This is a genomic window from Nesterenkonia cremea (genome assembly GCF_014642675.1).
Lineage (GTDB): Bacteria > Actinomycetota > Actinomycetes > Actinomycetales > Micrococcaceae > Nesterenkonia > Nesterenkonia cremea.
Map to the genome: position 1 here is coordinate 25,926 of NZ_BMIS01000005.1, position 24,144 is coordinate 50,069.

The 24,144-nt window shown below is 65.5% G+C and carries 24 protein-coding genes and 1 tRNA gene; 10 read left to right on the forward strand and 15 right to left on the reverse strand.

Translation table 11 applies throughout. The features are described 5' to 3' along the window. Window positions 1-11 precede the first annotated feature (11 nt). The 3 genes from nadA to IEW85_RS06770 all read right to left on the reverse strand — a co-directional run bounded on the left by nadA (window position 12) and on the right by IEW85_RS06770 (window position 3,729). A complete protein-coding gene (gene nadA, locus IEW85_RS06760) occupies window positions 12-1,301 on the reverse strand; it encodes a quinolinate synthase NadA (RefSeq protein WP_188684010.1) in 1,290 nt (429 codons plus the stop codon). Next, a complete protein-coding gene (locus IEW85_RS06765) occupies window positions 1,301-2,020 on the reverse strand; it encodes an NUDIX hydrolase (protein WP_188684012.1) in 720 nt (239 codons plus the stop codon). The genes nadA and IEW85_RS06765 overlap by 1 nt, the downstream gene beginning before the upstream one ends. A 161-nt stretch (window positions 2,021-2,181) precedes the next feature. Beyond that, window positions 2,182-3,729: an Rv2578c family radical SAM protein gene (locus IEW85_RS06770; RefSeq protein WP_373286552.1), complete on the reverse strand. Its 1,548-nt coding sequence runs from the start codon at window positions 3,727-3,729 to the stop codon at window positions 2,182-2,184. A 137-nt stretch (window positions 3,730-3,866) separates the two neighbouring features. On the opposite strand from IEW85_RS06770, the gene tgt reads away from it, so the two are divergent. The 3 genes from tgt (at window position 3,867) to IEW85_RS06785 (ending at window position 5,582) form a co-directional block, all read left to right on the forward strand. Next, complete coding sequence (gene tgt / locus IEW85_RS06775) at window positions 3,867-5,102, forward strand: tRNA guanosine(34) transglycosylase Tgt (RefSeq protein WP_188684016.1); 1,236 nt, start codon at window positions 3,867-3,869, stop codon at window positions 5,100-5,102. A 9-nt stretch (window positions 5,103-5,111) separates the two neighbouring features. Continuing rightward, window positions 5,112-5,429 (forward strand): antibiotic biosynthesis monooxygenase family protein, encoded by a 318-nt coding sequence (locus tag IEW85_RS06780; RefSeq protein ID WP_188684019.1) that lies wholly within the window; start codon window positions 5,112-5,114, stop codon window positions 5,427-5,429. A 77-nt stretch (window positions 5,430-5,506) separates the two neighbouring features. Continuing rightward, a tRNA-Arg gene (locus IEW85_RS06785) sits at window positions 5,507-5,582 on the forward strand. Window positions 5,583-5,701: 119 nt separating this feature from the next. Here the strand turns inward: IEW85_RS06785 and IEW85_RS14710 are convergent. After that, window positions 5,702-5,932: a hypothetical protein gene (locus IEW85_RS14710; protein ID WP_373286553.1), complete on the reverse strand. Its 231-nt coding sequence runs from the start codon at window positions 5,930-5,932 to the stop codon at window positions 5,702-5,704. Window positions 5,933-6,483: 551 nt separating this feature from the next. Between IEW85_RS14710 and IEW85_RS06790 the strand changes: the two genes are divergently transcribed. Further along, complete coding sequence (locus IEW85_RS06790; RefSeq protein WP_188684021.1) at window positions 6,484-6,858, forward strand: DUF4267 domain-containing protein; 375 nt, start codon at window positions 6,484-6,486, stop codon at window positions 6,856-6,858. Beyond that, the gene (locus IEW85_RS06795) at window positions 6,855-7,424 is read left to right on the forward strand and encodes a TetR/AcrR family transcriptional regulator (RefSeq protein ID WP_188684023.1); all 570 of its coding nucleotides are present in this window, start codon (window positions 6,855-6,857) and stop codon (window positions 7,422-7,424) included. The genes IEW85_RS06790 and IEW85_RS06795 overlap by 4 nt, the downstream gene beginning before the upstream one ends. 954 nt (window positions 7,425-8,378) lie before the next feature. On the opposite strand, the gene IEW85_RS06800 is transcribed toward IEW85_RS06795, so the two are convergent. The 5 genes from IEW85_RS06800 to IEW85_RS06820 all read right to left on the reverse strand — a co-directional run bounded on the left by IEW85_RS06800 (window position 8,379) and on the right by IEW85_RS06820 (window position 13,050). Then, window positions 8,379-9,371: a hypothetical protein gene (locus tag IEW85_RS06800; RefSeq protein ID WP_229658869.1), complete on the reverse strand. Its 993-nt coding sequence runs from the start codon at window positions 9,369-9,371 to the stop codon at window positions 8,379-8,381. Window positions 9,372-9,862: 491 nt separating this feature from the next. After that, window positions 9,863-10,141: a metal-sensitive transcriptional regulator gene (locus tag IEW85_RS06805; protein ID WP_188684026.1), complete on the reverse strand. Its 279-nt coding sequence runs from the start codon at window positions 10,139-10,141 to the stop codon at window positions 9,863-9,865. 138 nt (window positions 10,142-10,279) lie between these two features. Next, window positions 10,280-11,044 carry a sulfite exporter TauE/SafE family protein gene (locus IEW85_RS06810; protein ID WP_188684028.1) on the reverse strand — a complete coding sequence of 255 codons (765 nt, stop codon included), beginning with the start codon at window positions 11,042-11,044 and terminating at the stop codon, window positions 10,280-10,282. A 7-nt stretch (window positions 11,045-11,051) separates the two neighbouring features. Further along, window positions 11,052-11,636, reverse strand: a complete 585-nt coding sequence (locus IEW85_RS06815) for a rhodanese-like domain-containing protein (RefSeq protein WP_188684030.1) — start codon at window positions 11,634-11,636, stop codon at window positions 11,052-11,054. A gap of 28 nt (window positions 11,637-11,664) precedes the next feature. Then, window positions 11,665-13,050, reverse strand: a complete 1,386-nt coding sequence (locus IEW85_RS06820) for an MBL fold metallo-hydrolase (RefSeq protein ID WP_188684032.1) — start codon at window positions 13,048-13,050, stop codon at window positions 11,665-11,667. A gap of 90 nt (window positions 13,051-13,140) precedes the next feature. Between IEW85_RS06820 and IEW85_RS06825 the strand changes: the two genes are divergently transcribed. The 3 genes from IEW85_RS06825 (at window position 13,141) to IEW85_RS06835 (ending at window position 15,603) form a co-directional block, all read left to right on the forward strand. Continuing rightward, entirely contained in the window at window positions 13,141-13,971 is an 831-nt protein-coding gene (locus IEW85_RS06825) for an LLM class flavin-dependent oxidoreductase (RefSeq protein WP_229658870.1), read from the forward strand. Then, a complete protein-coding gene (locus IEW85_RS06830) occupies window positions 13,946-14,887 on the forward strand; it encodes a nuclear transport factor 2 family protein (RefSeq protein WP_188684034.1) in 942 nt (313 codons plus the stop codon). The genes IEW85_RS06825 and IEW85_RS06830 overlap by 26 nt, the downstream gene beginning before the upstream one ends. Window positions 14,888-14,952: 65 nt before the next feature. Then, window positions 14,953-15,603, forward strand: coding sequence for an SDR family oxidoreductase (locus tag IEW85_RS06835; protein WP_188684036.1), 651 nt, complete (start codon window positions 14,953-14,955; stop codon window positions 15,601-15,603). Window positions 15,604-15,618: 15 nt separating this feature from the next. Here the strand turns inward: IEW85_RS06835 and IEW85_RS06840 are convergent, their stop codons facing one another. The 6 genes from IEW85_RS06840 to IEW85_RS06865 all read right to left on the reverse strand — a co-directional run bounded on the left by IEW85_RS06840 (window position 15,619) and on the right by IEW85_RS06865 (window position 21,579). Next, a complete protein-coding gene (locus tag IEW85_RS06840; RefSeq protein ID WP_188684038.1) occupies window positions 15,619-16,821 on the reverse strand; it encodes an MFS transporter in 1,203 nt (400 codons plus the stop codon). 72 nt (window positions 16,822-16,893) lie between these two features. Next, the gene (locus IEW85_RS06845; protein WP_229658871.1) at window positions 16,894-17,709 is read right to left on the reverse strand and encodes an alpha/beta fold hydrolase; all 816 of its coding nucleotides are present in this window, start codon (window positions 17,707-17,709) and stop codon (window positions 16,894-16,896) included. A gap of 141 nt (window positions 17,710-17,850) precedes the next feature. Continuing rightward, a complete protein-coding gene (locus IEW85_RS06850; RefSeq protein WP_188684042.1) occupies window positions 17,851-18,822 on the reverse strand; it encodes an MsnO8 family LLM class oxidoreductase in 972 nt (323 codons plus the stop codon). After that, window positions 18,819-19,910: an NAD(P)-binding domain-containing protein gene (locus IEW85_RS06855; RefSeq protein ID WP_188684044.1), complete on the reverse strand. Its 1,092-nt coding sequence runs from the start codon at window positions 19,908-19,910 to the stop codon at window positions 18,819-18,821. Before IEW85_RS06855 ends, IEW85_RS06850 begins: the two co-directional genes overlap by 4 nt. Before the next feature lie 23 nt (window positions 19,911-19,933). Continuing rightward, complete coding sequence (locus IEW85_RS06860) at window positions 19,934-20,578, reverse strand: NAD(P)-dependent oxidoreductase (protein WP_188684046.1); 645 nt, start codon at window positions 20,576-20,578, stop codon at window positions 19,934-19,936. Between the two features lie 89 nt (window positions 20,579-20,667). After that, window positions 20,668-21,579 carry a LysR family transcriptional regulator gene (locus IEW85_RS06865; protein ID WP_188684048.1) on the reverse strand — a complete coding sequence of 304 codons (912 nt, stop codon included), beginning with the start codon at window positions 21,577-21,579 and terminating at the stop codon, window positions 20,668-20,670. Between the two features lie 92 nt (window positions 21,580-21,671). Here IEW85_RS06865 and IEW85_RS06870 point away from each other — a divergent pair, with 92 nt between their 5' ends. Both IEW85_RS06870 and argS read left to right on the forward strand, forming a co-directional pair. Further along, window positions 21,672-22,478: a LysE family translocator gene (locus IEW85_RS06870; protein WP_188684050.1), complete on the forward strand. Its 807-nt coding sequence runs from the start codon at window positions 21,672-21,674 to the stop codon at window positions 22,476-22,478. A gap of 9 nt (window positions 22,479-22,487) precedes the next feature. Beyond that, a complete protein-coding gene (gene argS, locus IEW85_RS06875) occupies window positions 22,488-24,143 on the forward strand; it encodes an arginine--tRNA ligase (RefSeq protein ID WP_188684052.1) in 1,656 nt (551 codons plus the stop codon). Window position 24,144: the final 1 nt, after the last annotated feature.

Genomic DNA, 24,144 nt, shown 5'->3' on the forward strand with positions numbered 1-24,144 from the left:
GGGGGCGCCGATCATCGCGGCTTCGCGGCCAGCATGCGGTCCAGAGCGACCCGCGCCTCGACGGCGGTCCCCTCAGGCACGCTGATCCGATTCTCGACCTGTCCGGCCACCAGGGAGTCCAGCACCCAGGCCAGATATCCCGGGTGGATGCGGTACATCGTGGAGCAGGGGCAGATCACCGGGTCCAGGCAGAAGATCTCCCGGTCCGGGTAGTCGGCGGCCAGGCGGTTGACCATATTGATCTCGGTGCCCACGGCGATCACATCGCCGGGGGAGCTGGCCTCCACGAACTTCCGGATGGCATCGGTGGAGCCTGAGGCATCGGCGGCATCCACCACGGGCATGGGGCATTCTGGGTGGACGATCACCCGGCAGCCGGGGAACTGCTCCCGGGCCTGGTCGATCTGGTCCACGGTGAAGCGCTTATGCACTGAGCAGAAGCCATGCCAGAGCAGGACCTGGGCCTGCTTCAGGTCATCAGCGGTGTTGCCGCCCCAGGGCAGTCGCGGATTCCACATCGGCATGTTTTCCAGGGCGATGCCCATGGCTTTGGCGGTGTTGCGGCCCAGGTGCTGGTCCGGGAAGAACAGCACCCGGTGGGCGCGTTCGAAGGCCCACTCCAGCACCGTGGCCGCGTTGGAGGAAGTACAGACGATACCGCCCAGGCGTCCGCAGAAGGCCTTCAGCGCGGCCGAGGAGTTCATATAGGTCACCGGCAGCACCGGGAGCTTTCCCTCGGCGTCGGGCTCTGGGTTCTCCGGGTCGAAGCCGTAGAACTCGGCGATCTCCTCCCAGGCCTCTTCCACGGAGTCCTCATCCGCCATATCGGCCATGGAGCAGCCGGCGGCCAGATTCGGCAGGATCACCTGCTGGTCCTCTGAGGAGAGGATGTCGGCAGTCTCTGCCATGAAGTGGACCCCGCAGAACACGATGCTCTGAGCATCCGGCTTGGTGAGCGCGGCCTGGGCCAGCTGGAAGGAGTCCCCGACGAAGTCGGCATGCTGGACCACCTCATCGCGCTGGTAGAAGTGCCCCAGGATCACCAGGCGCTCCCCTAGAGCCTCCTTGGCGGAGCGGATGCGCTCATGCAGCTCGGCCTCCTCCATCTGCCGGTAGGCCTCGGGCAGCTGGTTCGGCCGGCTGGTGCCGTTGGTGGGGGTGTGCGCCGGGGCCGGGTCCGCTTGGGAGGAGCCGGGCCCATAGCCGGGCATGGCGTCAAACTCCCAGGGTCCCTCGGGCAGTGCGCTGCTGCAGCTGCGGGTGGGGGTCAGTTGGATGCGGTCCTTGACGGAGGATGCCATCAGTTCTCCTGGATGGTGAGGGTGTATCGGCTGCGATCAGGGGAAGAGCGGTAGAGCTTGGGAGGGCGGTGGGCCGTGCCGGTCATGCGCTCGCCGGTGTCCTCCACTGTTCCCTGGGCGAGGATCTGGCGCCGGAAGTTTGAGGGGTCGAGGGCGCGGTTGAGGATGGCCTCATAGACCTGGCGCAGCTGGGCCAGTGGGAATCGCTCGGGCAGGAAGGCGTGGGCGATGGGGGAGTAGATGACCTTGGCCCGCAGGCGGCGCAGGGCGTAGGCCAGGATGACGCCATGGTCGAAGGCCAGGGGGCCGGCCTCCTCGGCGATGTCATCAGCGGGGAACCATTCGACGTTCTCCCCGTCCACGGCCTCGGCGTCCTCGTCCTGGCGGACCAGGGCCCAGTAGACGATGGAGACCACCCGGGTGGGGGATTCGTCCTGTGCACCGGGGGAGCGGTCGGCGTCGCCGAAGGCATAGAGCTGCTCCAGGTGGCGCGGGGTCAGCCCGGTGGTGCGATGCAGAGTGGTGCGGGCGGATTCGACCAGGTCCTGCTGTGGATCCAACGGCCCTCCGGGCAGTGCCCAGCGCCCTTCGAAGGGTTCCCGGATGCGCCGGACCAGCGGAAGCCAGAGCGTGAGCTCACCGGTCTCCGGGTGTGGGCGCAGTGCGAACACCACGGAGGAGACGGCCAGTTCGAGCGTGGACGGTCCGTCTGTCGGCATCGCAGTGTCCTCCTCTTATGGTGTCAGTGACACTATGCCGCGGCTTATATGGTCAGGTCAACCCTAAGGTGGCGAACGGCGATTCCGCACCGGCCTGTTGGGCTGTGCGGCTGAGCTGGGAAGGGTGCGACGCGGAGCAGTGCAGCTCAGGACAGTCACGCTCAGAACAGGGCAGGCTGAGCGGGCTCCTGCGAGGGGTGGGGCGTCTCGGGTGAGGTGCGGCCGGGCCAGGTGGGGTCAGCCGGACGGATGAAGCCGTGCCGTCGTCGTGCCTCGGCCGACTGTCGGCCCAGCCAGTGGGTGTAATCCTTGGCGGCATAGCTGCTGAAGCCCCCTTGGGGGCTGCCGTAGATGCGCCGGTACTTGGCCACCAGGTGCGGATACTCGGCAGCCAGCCACTGGAGGAACCATTCGCGGGCTCCGGGACGCAGGTGAAGTGCACCGGTGCTGACCCAGCTCGCGCCGGCCTCGGCGAGGGCGGCGTGCAGGGCGTCGAGCTGTTCCGGGGAGTCGCTGAGCCAGGGCAGGATCGGCATGGCCAGGACGTTGACGTCCAGGCCTGCTTCGGCGATGGACCGGATCAGGTTCAGCCGCGCCCGTGGGTCTGGAGTTCCGGGTTCGACCTTCTGCTGCAGTTCGGGGTCCACCATGGCCAGAGAGACGGCCACTGACACCGGAACCTGTTCAGCGGCGTGGCGCAGCAGCGGAAGGTCCCGCTTCAGCAGCGGTCCCTTCGTCAGGATGGAGAAGGGAGTGCCCGAATCGGCGAGCGCCTCGATGATGCCGGGCATGAGCTGATAGCGGCCTTCGGCACGCATGTAGGGGTCCGAGTTGGTCCCCAGCGCCACATGCTCACGCTTCCATGAGGGCTTGGCCAGCTCGGCGCGCAGGACATCGGCCACGTTGGTCTTCACGATGATCTGGCTGTCGAAGTCCCGTCCGGAGTCCAGGTCCAGGTACTCATGGGTCTTCCGCGCGAAGCAGTTGTGACTGACCACCCCGTTGGCGATGAAGTCGCCGGTGCCGGTGGTGATGTCCATCATCTCCTCGTGGCGGCCCAGGTCCTCGATGAAAGCGACCTTCAGGTCCGAGGAGGTCTTGACCGCCTGCCCTGTCAGGCTCGTCACCGGGTCGCGGTATTCGGCGGCGGGGCTGCCGAGGCCGAATCCCATGAGCCGGCTGTTCGTCGTGAGATGGGGGCGGACTGTGATCCCTGCCGGAGCGGGTGCGACGTATTTCCAGCCGCGCTCGGTCAGGAAGCGGTGGTCTCCGCTGGCGGTGAGCTCGGTTCCGTCGTTGAGGGTGATGCGGTAGGCCGGTTTGCGGGTGCCCCACTTGGCGCTCACCTCTGTTTCGGTGAAGCGCTGGTACTGGCCTTCCAGGTATGTGCCGATGATCTTGTCCCCCACGGTGATCTCACGCAGAGGTTTCTGCCGGCCCTCTGCCATGAGGATCAGGGTGTCCGGACTCAGGCAGTAGACGCAGCGGTGGAGGCATCCGCGGGTGGGATTGATGGTCCATTCGAAGGGCATATTCGACTGGCCGGGCACGCGGTTGAGTGCGGTCCTGCTGGCCACCTCGTGGAAAGTGACGCCTTCGAACTCCGGTGTGCGGACGCTGCGGACCAGGCCTTTGAGCGGCAGCAGCGCCGCCTCGTCACTGTTCTGGATCTTCTGTCCCTGCCACCGCATGCGACTATTCGAACACATATTCGAAAAGTCGACAATGGGGCGTCCCACCGGGGCTGTGACCGAGGAGGATGCTCCAGACTGGCTGCCGGGAGAAGGTGTGCTGGGCCATCCGGGCTGAGACCGGCGTCGGCGTCTGGAGCCACTAAGATTGTGGGGTGCCCCAGGACAGCTTCAACTTCACTCTCGACAGCAGACTCGACGGCGCCCACGGGCGGACCGGAGTCATCCAGACGCCGCACGGGGAGATCCGGACTCCGGCCTTCATCCCGGTGGCCACCAAAGCCACCATCAAGTCGGTGCGGCCGGAAGAGATCGCCGAGGTCGGCGCTCAGGCTGTTCTGGCCAACGCCTACCATCTGAATCTGCAGCCGGGCACCGATGTGCTCGATGCCGCCGGAGGGCTCGGCAAGTTTATGAACTGGCCCGGCCCCACCTTCACCGACTCCGGAGGGTTCCAGGTCATGAGCCTGGGCGCGGGATTCAAGAAGGTCATCTCTATGGACGCCTCTGTGGTCCCAGACGATGCGGCGGTGGCGCCCGATAAGGAGCGTCTGGCCCTGGTCGACGACGACGGCGTCACCTTCAAATCTCATATCGACGGCACCACGCACCGCTTCACCCCCGAGGTCTCCATGAAGCTTCAGCATGAGATCGGCGCCGATATCATCTTCGCCTTCGATGAGCTGACCACGCTGTTCAACACCCGGGCCTATCAGGAGACATCCCTGGAGCGGACGAGGCTGTGGGCCGAGCGCTGCCTGTCCGCGCATCGGGTGCTGACCGAGGAGCGCTCGCATCGGCCCTACCAGGCTCTCTTCGGTGTGCTGCAGGGGGCCCAGTACGAGGATCTCCGGCGTAAGGCGGCTCGGGATCTGGGTGCCATGGAGGTTGAGGGCCAGCGCTTCGACGGCTTCGGTCTCGGTGGAGCCCTGGAGAAGGAGAATCTGGGCACCATCGTGGGGTGGATCTGCGATGAGCTGCCGGAGGATCGGCCGCGCCACCTGCTGGGGATCTCCGAGCCGGAGGACTTCTTCACTGCCATCGAGAACGGAGCCGACACCTTCGACTGCGTCTCTCCCTCACGCGTGGCGCGGAACGGGCGCGTCTACCACCCAAGCGGACGGTTCAACCTTCCGCAGGCCCGGTTCAAGAAGGACTTCGGGCCCATCGATGAGGACTGCACCTGCTACACCTGCCGGAACTACTCGCGCGCGTATCTGCATCATCTCTTCAAAGCCAAGGAAATGCTGGTGAACACGCTGTGCACCATCCACAACGAGCACTACACGGTGAAGCTGGTCGATGACATCCGCCGCAGCATCCAGGACGGCCGGTTCTACGAGTTCCGGGAGGAGACTCTCGGTCGGTACACGGCCAAGGCCGCGCGGTAGCATGGGCCTATGAGCAGCATCATCAAGATCAATGCCATCACTGTTCCCGAGGATTCCGGGGATGAGCTGGGCAAGCGGTTCGCCGCACGCCACAGCTCCATGGAAGGGACCCCCGGCTTCCAAGGCTTCGAGCTTCTGCAGCCCGCCGATGAGCGCAGCACCTGGCTGGTGTTGACACGTTGGGACTCGGAGGAGGACTTCGAGAACTGGCGCAGCTCTCAGGATTTCCAGAAGTCCCATGGCGAGGGGGAGGAAGGCGAGCCGAAGAAGAAGCCCGTCGGCATGTCCTCCGAGCTCTGGAGCTACACGGTCGCCGTGACCGGCTGACACTGTGCCTCAGCTAGGTTCGCAGGCGCGGTCCTGGTAATCTAGTCCGGTCAGCGCGACGACGTCGTGCGACCCCCGCCTCCATAGCTCAGGGGATAGAGCGTTGGTTTCCGGTACCAAAGGTCGGAGGTTCGATTCCTCCTGGGGGCACCAGTTGGTCCTTGTTCAAACCTGCGACGTTCGCGGTTTGATCTCCACTCTGGTCTCCACCAGCCTGCTTGCGGCGCAGCGCGGTGGACTGGACCTCGGGGTTGAACAGGATGTCGAAGGGCTCACCGGCCTCCCCGTCCACCGCCTCGGCCTCTGTGATGTAGGGGGAGATCACACCCTGGCGGTTCTCGGCTTTGGTCATGGACCTGGGTCTTCTCTCCCGAGGCCCGGTGGGAGGACAGCACTGCCTGGACCCGGTACCAAATCTCGATGGGCACCAGCGGTTCGTGCATGCCTTCATAGACCGCTCCCCGGAAGGGCACGTTGCCCTCGTAGTATGGGTTCGGCAGCATCCGGTGCACCGCAGAGAGGGGGCCTTCCTCGGGCGCGTCGCTGTCGGCACGGTGGTCAGACCACGGTCGATAAGTTCATCACGCAGGCTGGCGGTGGAGTAGTTGCCGCTGGCATAGGCTTCGAAGGCCCACTTCACGATGGGGCTCGTTCTGGATCGAGGTCAACGGTAAGGCCTCAGCTGCCTAAGTCGTTCAATCCCGGCAGCGTTGATCTCATCGTCCAAACACCCGATGTTGCCAGTGTCGCTGGTGCATGCCGTCTGCGCACTCTGCTCGGCAAGCCGGTGGGAGCCTCCAGTGGAGCCAATCTCTGGGCAGCAACACGCCATGCGCGCCGAACAGATCAGCCGGAGACCATCGCAGCCTCGGTGGCCGATGCGCATCCTCACTACCTCGATACCGGTCACAGCGACCCGTGGTATGCCAAGCGAAGCAGCGACCCTGATGAGTTCGCCGACTACTCACGTACCGATACCTGAAACCCAGCATGATGCTTAGCGGTACCTGATTGCCTATCGGTGATAGGTTGCGTATCACTGATAGGAGGTTGAATGGAGACTGTCGGATTGATCATTGCGGCTGCCGCGGGGGCCGCGATCTTCGTGGTGGGCCTGTGCTACCTGTTCATCCCGCGGGCGATGGCGGCAAGTTTCGGGCTAACCCACCTGCCGCAGCAACAGGCGACTGCATGGTTGCGGGTCAAAGGAGTGCGCGATGCCGTCACAGGAGTGATTGCCGCCGTACTTCTGATCGCCGCTGAGCCTGCTGTGGTCGCCTGGTGCATCTTGGCCTTCACTCTCATCCCGGTCGGCGATGCAATTCTGGTGCTCAGTAGCGGAGGCAAGCAGGCATCGGCCTGGGGTATCCATGGCAGCACAGCAGTGCTCATGCTGCTCAGCGTCGGGCTGATTATGGGAGGGTCATGACCCCTTCACCACGGGGGCGCAGATACCTTCACAGGGAGCAGCAGATCATTGAGCACGCTCGCCAGATTGCCGAACGCGAGGGGTGGGCGTCGGTGACCACCCGCCGGCTGGCCCAGGAGATCAACCACAGCCAGCCGGTGATCTACCAGCACTTCCGCAGCCGGGACCATGTCTTGGCTGCGGTAGTCACCCAAGGATTTCTGGAACTGACCTCCCTGATACGGGAAGCCGCCTCAGGGCCAGGGTGTGCACTGGAGCAGCTGTGCTGGTCCTACCTGGATTTCGGCAGGCAGAACCCGGCACTGTATGAGGCGATGTTCACCAACCATACCCGTCTCAGGTTCGCGCAGGAGGATACTCCCGCAGAGCTGCGGGAATCCTTCGATGCACTGACAGGGATCATCCTCCAGGAGACCGGGCAGATGAGCAATAACGACGCCGCAGCGCTGACTGAGCTGTTCTGGGCAACCTGTCATGGGCTCACCAGCCTGCATCTGGCCGGTCGCATCCCCGGGACACATTTGGAGGCCCAGGTGAAGAGAATCTGCACGATGATCCGCAGCTGACTCGGCTTCCCGTCACAGCCGCTACGACGCTTCCGGGGCATCCGGTGTGGAACTGCCTTCCGGGCCCTGGTCGAGAAGGTAGCCGTGCTGAGCTGTTCGCCAAGCGGGGGTTGGGTCTAGCCGGTCGTGCGTTCGAACCAGACGGAAGAGACCCAGCGGTTCATGCGTTGCTCGTAACCCTCAGCGACGAATGATCCATCGACGCTGAGGTGCTCGATCGTGGACTGCGAGGGACTCCTTCGAGAGCGGGCACTTGCTTTGCCCCATCCGGCTCGAGCAAGCGCTGCCTATTCTGGGCGACTCGTTGTCTCTCGATCTGATGTACCGCGTTCAGACTCCCAGCACGGTACGCCTCGATGAGGGCCCACTGGCCATCGGAGGTATTGCCTGGCGCCGTTAACGGATGCTGCAGGTAGCAAGTATACGAGCCTGCCACCGTGAGCCCGTATTAGACTCTCCTGCTCAGTGGTAGTGTTGCGGTGGCGAAGGCTGTCCACCAGGAGGCGGGTTTCGCAGGAGGCTCGGATCGCAGCCTGTTCGATCGCTGCGACGTTCGTCTCAAGCTCCTTCACCGGCACCCCGGCGGCGTTCCCAGCGACCAGCGCTGATCGACTCGCGGTGCTCAAACCGGTTTGAGGACCACGCGAATATTTTGCCACCGGACCCCGTTTATCGTGGTTCCGAGTAGCCTGGAGACGTGCCCGACGCCCCGTCGATCCCCTGAGAACACTGCGGATCAGCGTTTTTACCGGCCTGCGCGGGTTTGAGAAGCATCCACTAAGGCGCACAACGGCTTGGAGCTCGGCTCAGAAGGGCCTTTGAGCACCGCCGATGCAGACGGGTCCCAGTGCCGATCCTCAGGGATCAGCGCTGTACTGCAGATCAGTCGCCCGGACAGTCTGTGGTACAGATCGACGGTGTAGGGACATCCCAGCCCGCTGTCGTCAGAGCGGCTTATGGCACAAGGCGTAAGAGCTGCTCACTTGTGGTGAATGCGTGTTCACCGTCGTCGTCCTGCCAATAGACCAGCGTCCCTTGCCCCTTCTGGTCGGCGGATTCCAGCTGCTCCAGAGTTGAAGCGATATCGTGCTTCAGCGGCCCAAGCCCGTCGATGATGGTGCGCTCGGCCTTCTGAGTCTCCCTGTGCGCTTCTTGCATTGACTCCAGCTCCTTCTTCTCAGAGCTAGCCAGCTTCTGGAGCAGGTTTCGGTCCTTCAGGGCAGTCTCCTGCCGGCCGATCCTCTCCTCCAACTGTGTGGCACGGCCCAAGAGCTTGTCCCACAGGCTCAGTGACTCGCTCAGCGTCTGCGCCAATCGTGACCTTGAAGTGGCCACTGTTCCCGGGTTCTCCTGGTTGTCCACGCCAACTCGGAGGTAGGCTGCCCTGAGCTCAACGAACGTGGTGAAGATTGCCGCCTGAATGTCATGATTGGCCCGCTTAGCGGCATCGGCATCTTGGACGTGATCAATATCGTAGGAATCAGCCAGGACACGGGCGCGCTGGGCCACAATCCGCAGGTCACGTTCTGCCAAGGCCAGGCGGATCAGCATGTCCTGAGAGAATCTGCCTGTGGCCTCGTACTGATGCTGCACCTCATCGATGATGCTGGAGGCTGTGATCAGCTGGGCAGTCATCTCTGCCTCATAGCGAGCCAACATCCGGTCCAGGGTGGTCTTGATCTCATCGATCTTGCGGTCCATCAACTCGAACTGGCGCATGGTCACTGCCGTGGAGAGAGCATGGACGGCCAGAAGAGGCGCAACAACAGGCACTGAGGAGGCAACCGGAAGAAATGCCGCCTGGGCTGTGATCCCGCTGGGTCCCATCACTGCTGCCCCCACGCCGGCTCCCAGCTGCATCAGCGTTGAGGGGTCTGCGGTAGCCATGAACAGCGTCCCGGCTGTTGCCGCCGACAGACCTGTCCCACCAGCGGCAGCTCCTGCCACCAGCAGGGATTTTGCCGTCTGAGGTGACACGGTACGTGCGTCCTGGGTGAACTTCCCGCTCTCCAAGTACGCGCTCTGCAGGCTGGCCAGGCTCCGTTCACGGATGTCTCCCTGCAGGGAGAACAGCGCGATCTCGCTCTCTTCATTGGCCAGGCGCTGAACTGCGATGTCTGTTGGACCAGTCATGATCAGGAGTATTCCACACGGCCCGGTGCCAGAGGGTCGTATGGCCTGGGTCCGATTGTATCCGCGGCAGCTTCGACAGCTGTTTCCGTACTAGTCCCGCTCTGCCAGAAGCCGGGCGTGCTCAGCTGTCAGCTGCTGGAGACCTGCTCGATTCTCCTACGGGAGCCTGGCATAGGACAGATCTGTCCAGTTCTCAGGTGCGCTGGGCAGAGACCGAAACGACGCCGCCGGAGCCGTTGAAGAGGTCCGCCCGCCAGCAATCCGTCGGCTCGCCGTCCGTACCGGTCAGCAGAGGTCTCGGCCGGTCAGGAGAGGGTGAGGAAGAGCTTCTCGAGTTCCTCGACGGTGAGGCCGTCTTCTTCCTCGGCCGCCGTTTCGGGGTCTGTGATGCAATATTGCATGGCACCGGAGACGATGATGAAGCCAGCGCGGTCAAGGGCGGTGGACACCGCTGCCAGCTGCGTGACGACCTCTCTGCACGAACCGCCGTTCTCCACTGCGTTGATGACAGAGTCCAACTGGCCGCGTGCACGCTTGAGCCGGTTGACGATCTTGCGCTGAGTTTCGGGGTCCGCGTTACGCATGAGGTTTCCTTCCGGGGTTCTGGGCGGGAAAACACGATGAACAATAGTCCCACGATTCTGAGAGTCGGGGCCCATCCGGAGCAGAACGTCCCGAGTTCTGCTCGTGGCAGGCTTCGCCGATTCGAGGACCTCTCCCCGTCAGATGAGTTCCATGGCCAGCACGAGGCCACCCATGATCAGGACGAAGACTCCGAAGGCCCTGCGGAGTCGTGCCTCAGGGATGCGGTCGGTGAACCGTGAGCCCAGCAGCGCCCCTGCGACGGCGGCGCCTGTGGCCATCAGGATCAGCGTCCAATCCAGGGCTACGGTCGTGAGGTATCCGCCCAGTCCGGCTGCGGATTTCATGGTGATGACCATCAGGGAGGTACCCACTGCTGCGGGCATGGACAACCCGGCGAGCAGCACCAGCGCGGGCACAACGAGGAATCCGCCTCCCGCCCCCACCATGCCTGTGATCAGACCGACGGCCAGCCCGTCGATGAGGATCCGCCACCAGCGGTGTGAGATGCGTTCCTCGCGTATCGACGAAGCACTCGACGGTCTTCTGCGCCGGAGCATGGCTGCGGCGGTGGCTACCATCATCATCGCGAAGGCGATCATCAGCACTGTGCCGGGGATGCGGCCACCGATCAGCCCGCCGGCGAACGCCCCGATCATGCTTGCTCCTCCGAAGAGAGCGCCGATCCTCCACCGCACGTTTCCCCGGCGTGCGTGGCTGAGCAGACTCACCGCAGAGGTCACCGCGACCACGAAGAGGGAACCGGCTATTGCTTCCTGCGGTTCCATCCCCGCCACGTAGGCCAGCAGGGGGACGGCGAGAATGGAACCGCCGCCGCCCAGCAGGCCCAGCGATATGCCGATGAGCACTGCCAGCCCGACGACGAGCAGGGTCAGCGGTCCCATGAAGGCCTCACCTGTTGCCGGTCGCGTCGAAAATATCCCGGAGTGCGGCTTCCAGGCTCGGGTCTGATCCTGTCCTGTTCCACGGCATCCGGCTCAGTGCGTAACCCATCGCGCACGTGTTGCTCGCCGCGGCGAAGATCAGCCCCGAGCCGACGCCGAAGGAGAGCCATTTCAGGTTCGGGTGGATGAAGTGGCTGGAGAGGATGCCGGTGGTCACCAAGGCTCCGGCGCCCATGCGGACCTGTCGCTCCATGGCCCAGCGCTGTTTCCCTCGCAGGAGTTCACCGCCTGCCTTCTGGTAAGCGTTGATGCCCCCGTCGAGCACCTGAAGCTGATCTGCCCCTGCCTCTGACAAGGCTTGCACCGCCTGCTGGCTGCGGGCACCGGATTGGCAGAGCAGCACAGCGTTCTCCGGGAGGGAGGACGCGACAGAGGAGGGGTTCTTCTGGAGCAGGTCCAGCGGAAGGTTGCGGGAGCCCTTGATATGGGCGGTTTCGAACTCGGCCGGTGTGCGGACATCGATGAGCACCGACTGGGATGCACGGTGGATGTGGTGGAGCAGGTCTTCGGGCGCGCAAGGGGTGGGGGTCACAGGGTGCCTTTCGTCGAGGGGGGGGCGATCAGCGATTCTGATGCTCGAGCCAGCCGTTGTAGCTGCCTTCCAATTCGAGGACTCGATAGCCCTTCCGGCGCAGAGCACTGGCCGCGACGGAATTTCTTTTGCCGGACTGGCAGTAGGAGATGACGGTGGCGTGCCTGGGCAGCTTGTCCAGGTGCCAGAGGACCTTCCCGGCGCTGAGATTCTGGGCGCCTGGGATGTGGCCTTCCGCGTATTCGGCAGCATTGCGGACATCGAGCAGCACATCTGCCTCAGATGTGGCCAGCTCGGCTGCGGGGATGGTCGCAGGAGTGACCGCCGGCAATCCACCAAGACTGCTGATGTATCCGGCATAACGGTCGATGCCTACCCGGATGAGGTGAGCCCGCAAGCGGTGAGCCTCGGTCTGATCTGCGGCGAGCAGGACCAACGGCCGTGCCTCTCGCTCGGGGTCGTAGGCCCAGGCGCCGAAGCTGGCCGGCTTCTCCTGGGGGATGTTCAAGGACCCGAGTGCAGTGCCGGCGTGAACCTCGTCATGGGATCGGGTGTCGGCCACAATGAGCTCATCGGTCTCCACCGCCGCGGCGACCTGGTCGGTCAGGAGTTCGGTCAGCTCGGGGAGTGGCCCCAGGATCGCAGGACCGTTCTTGTTCTGCCGCTTCATCCGCCCGAAATAGGCGTGGGCATCCGGCTGACCCTCCAGCAGCTGCTCGATGAACCCGGCCTCGTCGTCATTCTGCAGGTAGGGCGACCACCAGGCATTGGCCCGTTCGTACCCCACCGTGGTCGCCGGCAGTGCTCCCAAGGATCTGCCGCAGGCGCTGCCTGCACCGTGGCCGGGGTAGACCAGCACGTGGTCCTTCATGGGCAGGAAGACATTCTTCAGACTGTCGAAGAGCTGTTTGGCGCCCTGGTACCGGGTATCGACGCCTCCGGCGGCTTCGTCCAACAGGTCAGGGCGCCCGAGTTCGCCGGCGAAGACGAAGTCTCCGGAGAGGATGTACCCGGGGTCATCGCTGAAGGCGCCGTCAGTGATCTCGAAGATCAGATGTTCGGGGGTATGCCCCGGGGTATGCCGGGCTCTGATGGTGATGTTTCCGACGTCGATCACATCATCGTCGTGGAGGCGGCGGCCTTCGAAGCCGTATTGCCACTGGTCGTCTCCCTCCCCGGAGACGTAGACCTCAGCACCGGTGGCAGCGGCCAGTTCCCGGGTCCCCGAGAGATAGTCGGCATGGATGTGTGTCTCGGTGACAGCAACGATCTTCATGCCATGGTGCGTGGCCAGGTCCAGATACTCGTCGATGTCGCGGCGGGCGTCCACCACCACCGCCTCGTTCCTGGCCTGACAGCCGATGAAATAGCTGGCCTGCGCCAGATCCTCGTCATAGATGCGTTCCAACAACATTGCGTCTCCTTCGAGAGATCTTTCCTTGTATACCCCCAGGGGTATACTTGAATCATCGCATTTACCCCTGGGTGTATACAAGGATCGCCAGTGCTGCGACGTCCCACGCTGATCGGTCTGGTCGCCGAACGCACCCAGAACATACGTGTGGGATCCGGGGGCATCATGCTGCCCAATCATGCTCCGTTGGTCATCGCGGAACAGTTCGGCACCCTCGAATCACTCTTTCCGGGGCGGATCGACCTCGGTCTGGGCCGTGCCCCCGGAACTGACGGGAGGACTGCCCAGGCTCTTCGCCGGTCAGATTCCAACGACTTCCCCGCGATGGTCGAAGAGCTGCGCAGCTACTTCACCCCGGAACGCACCGGCCAGCGCCCTCAGGTCCAGGCGATTCGAGCCCGTGGACAGGATCCGTTGGTGTGGCTGCTGGGATCCAGCGACTTCAGCGCTGGACAGGCCGCCCAGCTGGGTCTGCCCTTCTCCTTCGCGGGCCATTTCTCACCTGGGTTCACCTTCCCCGCCATCGACACCTACCGCAAGAATTTCCAGCCGTCGGAGGTGCTCTCCGAGCCGTACGTCAAGCTCGGCCTGAACCTCGCGGTCGCTGACACCGACAGAGGGGCCCAGCTTCAGTTCTCCTCCACCGAGCAGCATTTCCTCGCCCTGGGTCGTGGCCGTCCTGTGGAGATCCAGCCGCCTCGTGACATGACGCAGCAGGAGGCGCAGTCCGTCCACAGCTCCGTCTCCGGGGCCGTCGTCGGTTCCCCCACCACTGTCAGAGAACAGTTGAAGGGCCTGCTGGACACCACCGACATCGACGAGATCATGTTCACCTCGTATATCTACGAACATGAGGACCGGCTGAAGTCATACGAACTGCTCAAGGAGGTCATCGATGGCAAGCAGCACCCCCAACCGTGAGGCCATACACGCTGCGTTCGTCGAGGTGATCGGTGCCCTCGAACATGGAGAGCTCGAGCCGGCAGCAGGCATATTCAGCCACGACGCCTGGGCAGACACCTCCCAGGCGGATCTCTTGAGGGGCCGCGCGGACATCGTCGCCGGTTTGTCCACGTTCCTTGTGCCCAGCGGAGGCGTGCGATACTTCCTCGCCAATGAGTACATCTCGACCGATGGGGACCAGGCGCAGCAGAGTGCCTATCTCAGCGTTGCACTGATCCAGGCAGGGGGCACAGCCCCCGCTGTCAGCTGGTTCGGTGGACATTTTGCCAACTCGTGGCAGCGTAACGCTCAGCAGTGGCAGATCACGGGGCTGCGTTTCGAACAGGACTGGGCACATGGTCGCCACCCGGCCCTGACCACCTGGCCTGAAACACGCAGCCGGCTGGGCTGGGAGCCGGGCAGCACCCTGCCGAAAACGGTGAGCGCGCTCGATGCGCCCTGGCGTGTCATTCCCGAGAATGCTGAGCCCGGCGGCGATGAGCAACAGATCATCGATGCTTTCACCCGCTACACGTGGGCCGTGGATCAGTGGGATCTTGAACTGTTGCGCGACATCTTCGCTGAAGACCTCACCACTGACATTGTTCCCTTCGGCCCGCTGAGGAATCGCCGGGAGTTCCTGTCCACATTGCAGCTGTTCCGTTCAGGCCGGGTCAGCCTCCACCACGCCATGGGTGACACTCAAGTCCAGGTCGAGGGGCCCCGAGCCACGCTGAAGGTGTTCCGGCTGGTCCCCTACAACGGAACCCCGGACTCGCTGGAACGCGATGTCTATGGTGCGACCTATGACTGCACAGCGCGTCGTGAAGGTGGGCTGTGGAAGTTCGACAGCATCACCTACACCGAAGGGCAGCTCTTTGAGATGGTGGATTGACGAGCAGCCCCATCGGCAGCGCAGCGTGTCATGGCCATGACATGAAAGAAGAAGGGATGAGTTGAATGTCGAAGACGATCATCATCGGTGGACATGGAAAGGTGGCGCTTCGCCTCGCCGCCCGCATCGTGGAGCAGGGAGAGGACGTCACCAGTGTCTTCCGCAACCCTGATCATGAATCCGAAGTGGCGGAGACCGGCGCGAAGCCGCAGCTGGGTGACATCGAGCAGATGAGTCTCGAGGAGATCACTGACGTGCTTCGTGGTCATGACGCCGTCGTCTGGGCGGCAGGAGCCGGGGGCGGCAGTTCAGAGCGGACATACGCTGTCGATCGAGACGCCGCGATCCGCACCATGGGCGCCGCTCAGGCTGCTGGGGCAGACCGGTTTGTCTTGGTCTCCTACCTGCGGGCGCGGCCCGGGCACGGAGTCGCCCCGGACGAGCCTTTCTATCCCTATATCGAAGCCAAGAAGGCTGCTGAAGAGCACCTCCGTGCCACCGATCTGGACTATACGATTCTGGCACCCGACTATCTCACCTCAGAGGAGCCGACCGGGAGGATCGATCTCATCCTCTTCCCCGCTCAGGAGTCCTACGTATCACGTGGGGACGTGGCGGCGGTGGCGGCCGCCGTACTGGCGGAGTCATCCGCTCGGCGGCGTACGATCAGCTTCCGTGGAGGGGAGACTCCGATCGCTGAGGCGCTGCGCATCTGATGTACCTGTGGCCGCTCATCGGTGGGCTGGTCTGAGCTGAAGCAGGAGGGCGACGACGGCGATCAGGGCCACCGCCGAGAGGGCCAGCGGCAGCGAGCCGCCTTGACTCATCAGGCCGATGGCGGGGGAGAGTCCGAGTGCGGCGGTCCGCATGATCCAACTGATCCATGTCACCCCGCTGTGCGCCGCCAGTCCTGGGACGGAATCAGCTGTGGCGAATGCGATGGGCACGGTGACCGCGCACCCCAGCCCCGCCAGTGCCAGCCCCGCCAGTGTCAGACCGACGTTCGGAGCCCAGGCCGCGCCGAAGATCCCCACTGTGACCGCAGCCAGACTGATCAGCAGGGTGGCACGGCTCCCGAGGCGGTCGATGACACGGTCGCCGAGCAGGCGCCCGATGAACTGCGCGGCCAGCAGCACGCTCAGCCCGACTCCGGCTGAGGCTGCCGCGACGTCGCGCTCAGCGGAGAGCAGCACGGCCGACCAGTTGTTCCCGATGTCTTCCACCGAGATGCCGGCCAGTGCGACCAGGGCCAATGGTGCGAGGATCAGGATCATCTGCCGCCCTGTGGGGCGATGTGTGATCTGTGGTGCGGCCGGGTCGGTCTGGTCAGCAGCTGGGGGCGGCTGGGCTTCGGTGAGGAAGCGCCTGGCACACAGCGCCATAGTGGTCACACACACGGCAGACCAGAGGGTCATATGTGCCAGCAGCGGTACGCCTCCCAGAGCTGCCAGAGTGCCGACGGCGCCTCCGACTGCGGCGCCGATGCTCCAACCGGCATGCATAGAGTTCAGCAGGGAGCGCCCATACTGCTCCTGCACGCGGATGCCCTGAGAGTTCTGGGCCACATCGACCACGGCATCCCCGGCGCCGGCCAGGATGAGGCCGGCCAGGGCCAGCCATGGGTTGCCCAGTGCCACTCCCGCTGCGGCGAGGATCAGACATCCGCCGATCCACACGGTGCCGAAGGTGGCTGATCGCGCCACTCCGAGGCGGCGGGATACGATCCCGGGCAGGTGCAGGACCAGCGCCCCTCCCAGCCCGAGACCTACGACGAGAACGCCGAAGAGAGCAGGGCTGAGCCCCAGTGTCTCCTTGACCTCGGCGTAGCGTGCCAGCAGCGAGGCCGGAAGTGCCCCGTTGGTGGCGAAAGCGGCCATGGCGGCCCACCGCGCACGGCGCAGCGGCAGTGACGGGTGCCGTTCAGAGGTCTGCATGGGTGGCAGTCTTCCGGTGTGATCACGCACGCGCAACGTTCCGGCCCCATCGGCTCGAGCGGCGGCCCGGGCTCAGCGTGCGAGGAAGTCGAGCACCGCAGAGTTGAACTGGTCCACGTGGCTGACGTTGACTCCGTGCGGAGCGCCTTCGATGATCACCAGCTCTGAACCGCTGATGGCCTGGTGCGTGCGCTGTCCGGAACCTTCCACCGGCACAGTGGCATCGGCGTCGCCATGGATCACCAGCGTCGGCACGGTCACCGACTGGAGGTCGGCACGGAAATCAGTGGTGGCCCAAGCGTCCATAGCACCCAGCGCAGCGCCCTGATCCGACTGGCGAGCGAGTCCGATGGCCTGCTGCCGCTCTTCCTCGCTGACTGTCAGCTGGTCACCGGCGGAGAAGAACCCTGTGGCGAACTCGTCGAAGAACGCCTCGCGGTCCTCCTCCAAGGAACCACGGAGACCCTGATAGCTGGCCTCGTCCAGCGGCCCCTCGGGGTTGTCCGCGCCGTTCAACAGATACGGGGGAACCGCTGCGGCGAACACTACGGAGCGGACTCTGTCCAGACCATGGCGGGAGGCGTACCTGGCCACTTCGCCGCCTCCCATGGAGAAGCCGAGGAGGGTGACATCCTCCAGCTGGAGGGACTCGAGGACGCGCTGCAGGTCATCGGCGAAGGTGTCGTAGTCAAAGCCCTCGGCAGGCTTGTCCGACGTGCCGAAGCCTCGACGGTCATAGGTGATGACCCGGTAACCGGCCTCTTTGAGGGGGCCGATCTGGTGCTGCCAGGCCTCCCCGGAGAGCGGCCAGCCGTGGATGAGCACTACGGGGCGGCCTGAACCGCCGGTGTCAGTGGTGTGAAGCGTGACGGGTGAAGCTGCCATCATTTCCTCTCGACGTCGGCCAGGCGGAACCGCCTGGACTGCTCGTGCACCTGCGGTCAGAGCTGCAACGGCACAAGCTGAGATCTGTGTCAGTGCAGTCCATGTCTCTTCATATCAGCTATGGGCCCGCTGGGCCACAGCATCTCAGGTCAGCAGATCAGCCACAGCGGCATCCATCTGGGCCAGGGCATCGCGGTCATAGGTGGAAGTGGAGACCATCAGCTCCTCGGCGCGGGTGATCTCCAGCAGCCGCTCCACCGCGGGGACCACGATGCCGGCCGGTCCGCCGATCATCCGGTGCAGGCTCTTCTCGATGCGGCTGGTGGTCCGCGGGCTCCAGTGCTGCTCACGGATCTGCTCCACCGGTTCCAGCGGGGAGAACTCGCCTGTCTCCCGGGAGCGGGCCATCGCCCATGCCTCGGAGAGTGCCAGCTCACGGGCCTGCTCCTCGGTCTCGGCGAGGTAGAGGTCCAGGGAGATGATGATCTGCGGCTGCGGAGTCTCCGCGGAGGCTCGGAAGTCGCGCCGATAGGCGGCCACCGCCTCACCCAGCTCGGGGGAGTGCAGCACCGGACCGCCGATCACCGCCGGAAGGCCCAGCCGGGCCGCGGTCACCAGCCCCTCTCCGGTCGCCAGTTGGAAGAGCGAGGGAACCGTCTGGGTGACCGGCCGAGCCGTCACCGGAGCCTCGCGGCGCAGATAGCTGCGCAGCTCCTCCAGATCAGAGGCGAAGGTGTCCACATCATCGGTCTGTTGGCGCAGTGCCCGGCGCACCTGCTCAGTGAAGCCCAGCGTCCGGCCCAGTCCCAGGTCCACCCGTGACGGGTGCAGCGCCTCCAGCATCAGGAACTGCTCGGCCACCACCAAGGGCTGATGATGCGGCAGCATCACCCCTCCGGAGCCCAGACGGATCCGGGAGGTGCGGGCGCCGACGGCTGCCAGCAGCACTGCCGGTGAGCCGGAGGCGATGCCCGGCACCGCATGATGCTCCGCGCCCCAGAACCGGTGATAGCCCAGAGCCTCCGCATGGGCGGCGCGCTCCACCGAATGGTGCAGGGCATCGGCCTCCGGGTATCCGCTGCGCGTCCGTGAGCGGTCCAGCAGCGAGAGCCTCATACCGCTGCTCCCAGACGCGCTGTCAGATCGCGGACGGCGGCGCGTCCGGCACGGTTGGCGCCCACAGTGGACTGGGAGGGGCCGAAGCCGATCAGATGCACCCGCGGGTCCGCCGTCGTCGCTGTGCCGCTGATCTGGATCCCGCCGCGTTCGTTGCGCAGCCCCAAGGGATCCAGGTGCTTCAGGTCCGGCCGAAAGCCGGTGGCCCAGAGGATGGTGTCCGCGGAGGTGAAGCTGCCATCGGCCTCGCGCACTCCGCAGGGCTCCACTGCGGTGAACATGGGGCGGCGCTCCAATGCGCCGCGGGCGTGGGCCGCCCGGGCGTAGGAGGACCAGCCCAGACCTGTGTAGGAGACGATGCTGCCGGTGGGCTCACCGGCCTCCGCCGCGGCGGTGACCTTCTCGATGGTGGCGCGGCCTTCCACCTCGGGACGGAAGTCCTCGCCGTGGAACACCGGCTCACGGCGGGTGTACCAGAAGGTGGTTGCCACTCGGGAGATCTCCTCCAGCTGCTGTACCGCGGAGATGCCGCCGCCTACCACCGCCACCCGCCGTCCGGCGAAGTCTTCCAGCGTCCGATAGTCCCGCGTGTGCAGCTGCCCGCCGGTGAAGCTCTCCTGCCCCGGGTAATGCGGCAGCAGCGGGTTGTTCCAGGTGCCGGTGGCGTTGATGATCGCCCGCGTGCGCCAGATGCCCTGATCGGTCCGGACCTCCAGCTCGTCGCCGGCATTCTGGCCACCCTCAGCATCCTGGAAGCCCTCAGCATCCTGGACGCTGAGCACCCTGACCGAACGCCGGATGGGCAGCTCCATGGCGGCCTCATACTCGGCGAAGTATCGCGGCACCGCGGTACGGCTGGGCTCCTGCGGATCGACGGGCGGCTTGGGCATCCCGGGCAGATCGAAGATCCCGTTGACCGTCTCCATGCGCAGCGACTCCCAGCGGTGCTGCCAGGCCCCGCCGGGAGCCTCATCAGCGTCCAGCATCACAAAGCTGAGCAGGCCGCCGCGCTGCAGGTGATATCCGGCCGAGAGTCCCGCCTGGCCGGCGCCGATCACTACGACGTCGGCCCAGTGCTGTTCCTGCATCGCTTTTCCTGGATCACCGCGGCTCAGTAGGCGGCGGAGAAGCGACGACGCCGATGCACCGGCTTCTCGATCTCATCGAGGATGGCCAGGGCGAAATCGGCTCCGGAGATCTCGGACTTGCCCTCGCGGTCGGAGAGCAGCACCTCGCCGCCCACCCGGTAGGCGCCGCGGCGCTCGCCGGGGTGGAAGCTGCCGAATCCTGCGGCCGGGTGGATGTAGAACCAGTCCAGGGAGTCCTCGGAGGTCTGCAGCGCCTCCAGCACATCGAGCATCTCGAAGGACTCGGGCTTGATCTCCTCGGGGAAGTCCTCGGTGTCGATCAGCCGCGGCCCGCCCTCAGAGACGCGCAGTGCGCCGGCCCCGCCGATCACGCCCACGCGGACTCCGGCCTCCGCGGCCACGGGGATGAGCTTCCGAGCGGCCTCGATCACTCGGCCCTGCATATCTCCGCGCGGGGAGAGTGCCAGCATGAGCAGGTCGGACTTCGCGGCGAGGTCCTTCAGGAAGCCTTCGTCGAGCACATCGCCGATGACATAGCGAACGCCCTCCACAGGGTCTTCGGGGGCCCTGCGGGAGACGGCCAGGACATCGTGTCCGCGCGCCGCGGCCTCCTTCGCGATATGTGATCCTGCGTAGCCGGTGCCGCCGAGAACGGTGATGCGTGCCATTGAGGCTCTCCTTCCGGTGTCAGGACGGTCCCGGGCGGACCGTCCTCTCCAGAGCAACACCGGCACCCCGTCTACGCTTCCCAGCCTGGTCATTCCGTGTTCAGCCCAGCCCCGGCGGCGAGCTCCCGCAGCGTCTCCAGCGCCACACCCACCGGCCGGGTGCTGCCGCGGTCGCGGCGGACATGGGCCACCACGCGCCGGCGCACCGCAGGCTTCTCCAGCGGCCGGATGCTCACCCTCTCCCGCACATCCTGCAGCGCCAGCCGGGTCAGCACGGTGATCCCGACGCCGGCCTCCACCAGGCTCAGCGCGGCATAGTGATCATCCAGCCGGGCCACCACGTGAGGCGCGAAGCCTGCGGCCTGGCAGGCCGAGCGGATGATGCGGGTGGGAGGGGTGTCGAAGATGTCGTGCTGGATCCACAGCTCCTCGCGCAGCTCATGGACCGGCACGCTCTCCAGCTCCTCCAAGCGATGGCCGGCGGGGAGGACCACGTCGAACTCTTCGACGCCCAGGGGATAGCGGAGGTAGCCCTGCCGATGCTCCTCCGGGGATTGCAGACTCTCCTGACGGATGTCCAGATCGGCAGGCTGAGAGGCTCGGCCGGCAGGAGTCTCGTTGAGGCTGATCTCCACGGTCATCTCCGGGGACTCACGCCGCACCGCGGCCACCACCTGGGGCAGCCACTCCTTGGCGGCCGAGGAGAAGGAGGCCAGGATCAGCTGCCTGCTGTGGCCGCGGCGCAGGTCCTCGGCCGCCCGCTCCAGCCGGTCCAGCTCGGCCAGTGCGTCCTCAGCTTGTTCGGCCAGCTGCAGTGCGGCCGGGGTGGGCTCCAGGCCGCGGCCGTGCCGGATGAAGAGCTCGAGTCCGGTCTCCCGGGCCAGCTCGGTCATGTGCTGGCTGACGGTGGCGGGGGAGTAGTGCAGGTTCCGGGCGGCCCCGTGCAGCGAGCCGGCGGCCAGCACGGCGTGGAGCACGCGGAGGCGGTGCGGACTGATCATGGCCCCCATTCTGACTGATCGTTCGGTGTTGACGAACAGTTGATGAGTTTTATCTGCTTGTCCCTGATCTGCGCGGTGTGGAGCATTGAACGGTGACTTTCAGCAGCTATACCGCTCTCGTCGGCGTCGCGGTGATCCTGGCCGTGACGCCGGGGCCGGACACGATGCTCTCGCTGCGCTATGCGCTCTCCTCGCGCCGGGCCGGTCTCGGCGCGGCCACCGGCTCTTCGCTGGCCGCCTTCGCCTGGGCCGCCCTGGCCGCCACAGGTCTGGCCGCTCTCTTCGACACCTCGCCGATGGCCTACGAGATCCTCAGCCTGGTGGGCGGGGTCTATCTGGTCTTCCTCGGCGTGCGCGCGGTGATATCCGCGCGGCACCGCCTGCTGGCCGCCGCGCTGAGCGTGAGCAGCGCAGAACAGAGCAAGCAGCAGGCCCAGAGCAGACAGAAAGCCCAGAGCAGGCAGAAGGTCGCCCCCGGCGTCGGGGCTGAGATCCCCTCCTCACCGGCCTCGCCGCTGGCCGAGCCAGCTGCCGCGGAGCAGGAGCAGGCCGCCCCGGCGCAGGCGGTGAAGACGCTGCGCGCCCGCACCGGGATGCTGGCCGGACTGGCCACCTGCATGACCAATCCCAAGGTGGGCCTCTTCTTCCTCGCCCTGTTTCCGCAGTTCACCCCACAGGACGCCTCGCTGCTGTTCACCGTGGGTGTGCTGGGCGGAACTGTGGCGCTGACCATGTATCTCTACCTGATCGGCGTCGTGCTGCTGGTGGATGGTGCCAACCGCTGGCTCTCCAATCCGCGGGTCACCGGGTGGATCGAGCTGGTCAGCGGGGCCACGCTGCTGCTGCTCGGGCTCTACATGCTGGCCACAGGCGGGCACGGGCTTCTCACTCTGATCTAGACTGTCCGGGTGACTCCAGAAGAACTCTCCGCAGCCGTGAAATCCGCTCTCATCGAAGCCATCGAGGCCGGTGAGCTGACTCTCGAGATCCCCGGGGAGATCCGCGTCGAACGGCCCAAGAGCCGCGACCACGGGGACTGGGCCACCAATATCGCCCTGCAGCTGGCCAAGGAGGCCGGCATGCCCCCTCGTGAGCTGGCAGAGTCCCTGGCGGCACGACTGCGCCAGGTCGACGGTGTGAGCACTGTGGACATCGCCGGCCCCGGCTTCATCAACATCACGCTGGACGCCGCCGCGGCCGGGCTGCTGGCCAAGACCATCGTGGAGGCCGGGGAGAGCTTCGGCCACACCGAGGTGCTGGCCGGACACGTGATCAACCTGGAGTTCGTCTCCGCCAACCCCACCGGCCCGCTGCACATCGGCCACACCCGTTGGGCCGCACTGGGCGATGCCATCGGGCGGCTGCTGCGTGCCTCCGGCGCCGAGGTCACCAACGAGTACTACATCAACGACGCCGGCAACCAGATGAACGTCTTCGCCAACTCGGTGCTCTCCCGCATCCACGGCGAGGACGTCTCCGAGGGCGGCTACCCCGGCGAGTACGTGAAGGAGCTGGCCGAGGAGGTGCTCGCCGCACGTCCTGAGGTCCGTGACATGGACCGCGACGAGGCTCGACCGATCGTCCGCGAGCTGGCGTACCAGGCCCAGCTCGGCCAGATCAAAGACACGCTGGATGCCTTCGGCGTGCACTTCGACGTCTACTTCTCCGAGGAGTCCCTGCACAGCGGCGGCCACGTCCGTGGCGCGCTGGAGACCCTGCGCGCCCAGGGCCACATCGACGACCGCGAGGGCGCGGTCTGGCTGCGCACCACCGACTTCGGCGATGACAAGGACCGGGTCCTCTTCAAAGCCGACGGCGAGCCCACCTACTTCGCCGCCGACGCCGCCTACTACCTCTCCAAGCGGGAGCGCGGCTTCGGCGAGAAGATCTACCTGCTCGGCGCCGACCACCACGGCTACGTGGCACGGCTGAAGGCCATCGCAGCCTGCGCCGGCGACGACGCCGAGAAGAACATCGAGATCCTGATCGGTCAGCTGATGAGCGTCAAGGGCGCCAAGCTCTCCAAACGGGCCGGCAACATCATCGAGCTCGCCGACCTGATCAAGTGGCTGGGCACCGACGCGCTGCGCTACACCTTGGCCCGGTACCCCGCGGATTCCCCCATCGACGTGGACCCGGATCTGCTGCAGTCCAAGACCAACGACAACCCGGTCTTCTACGTGCAGTACGCCCATGCGCGCTCGCGGAACGCTGCACGAAACGCGGCCGCCGCCGGTGTGGACCAGAGCTCCTTCGACGCCTCGCTGCTGACCCATGAGACCGAGGAGGAGCTGCTCTCCCACCTGGGACGCTTCCCCTCCGTGGTCTCCTCCGCGGCCGAGCTGCGGGAGCCCCACCGTGTGGCCCGCTACCTGGAGTCCCTGGCCTCGGCGTACCACGGCTGGTACGCCGCCTGCCGGATGGCACCCAGCGTGGCCGAGGACGGCACCGCCGAGCCGGTCACCGACCTGAACCGCACCCGCCTGTGGCTCAACGAGGCCACAGCACAGGTGCTGCGCAACGGTCTGCAGCTGCTGGGCGTCAGCGCCTCGGAGAGGATGTGAG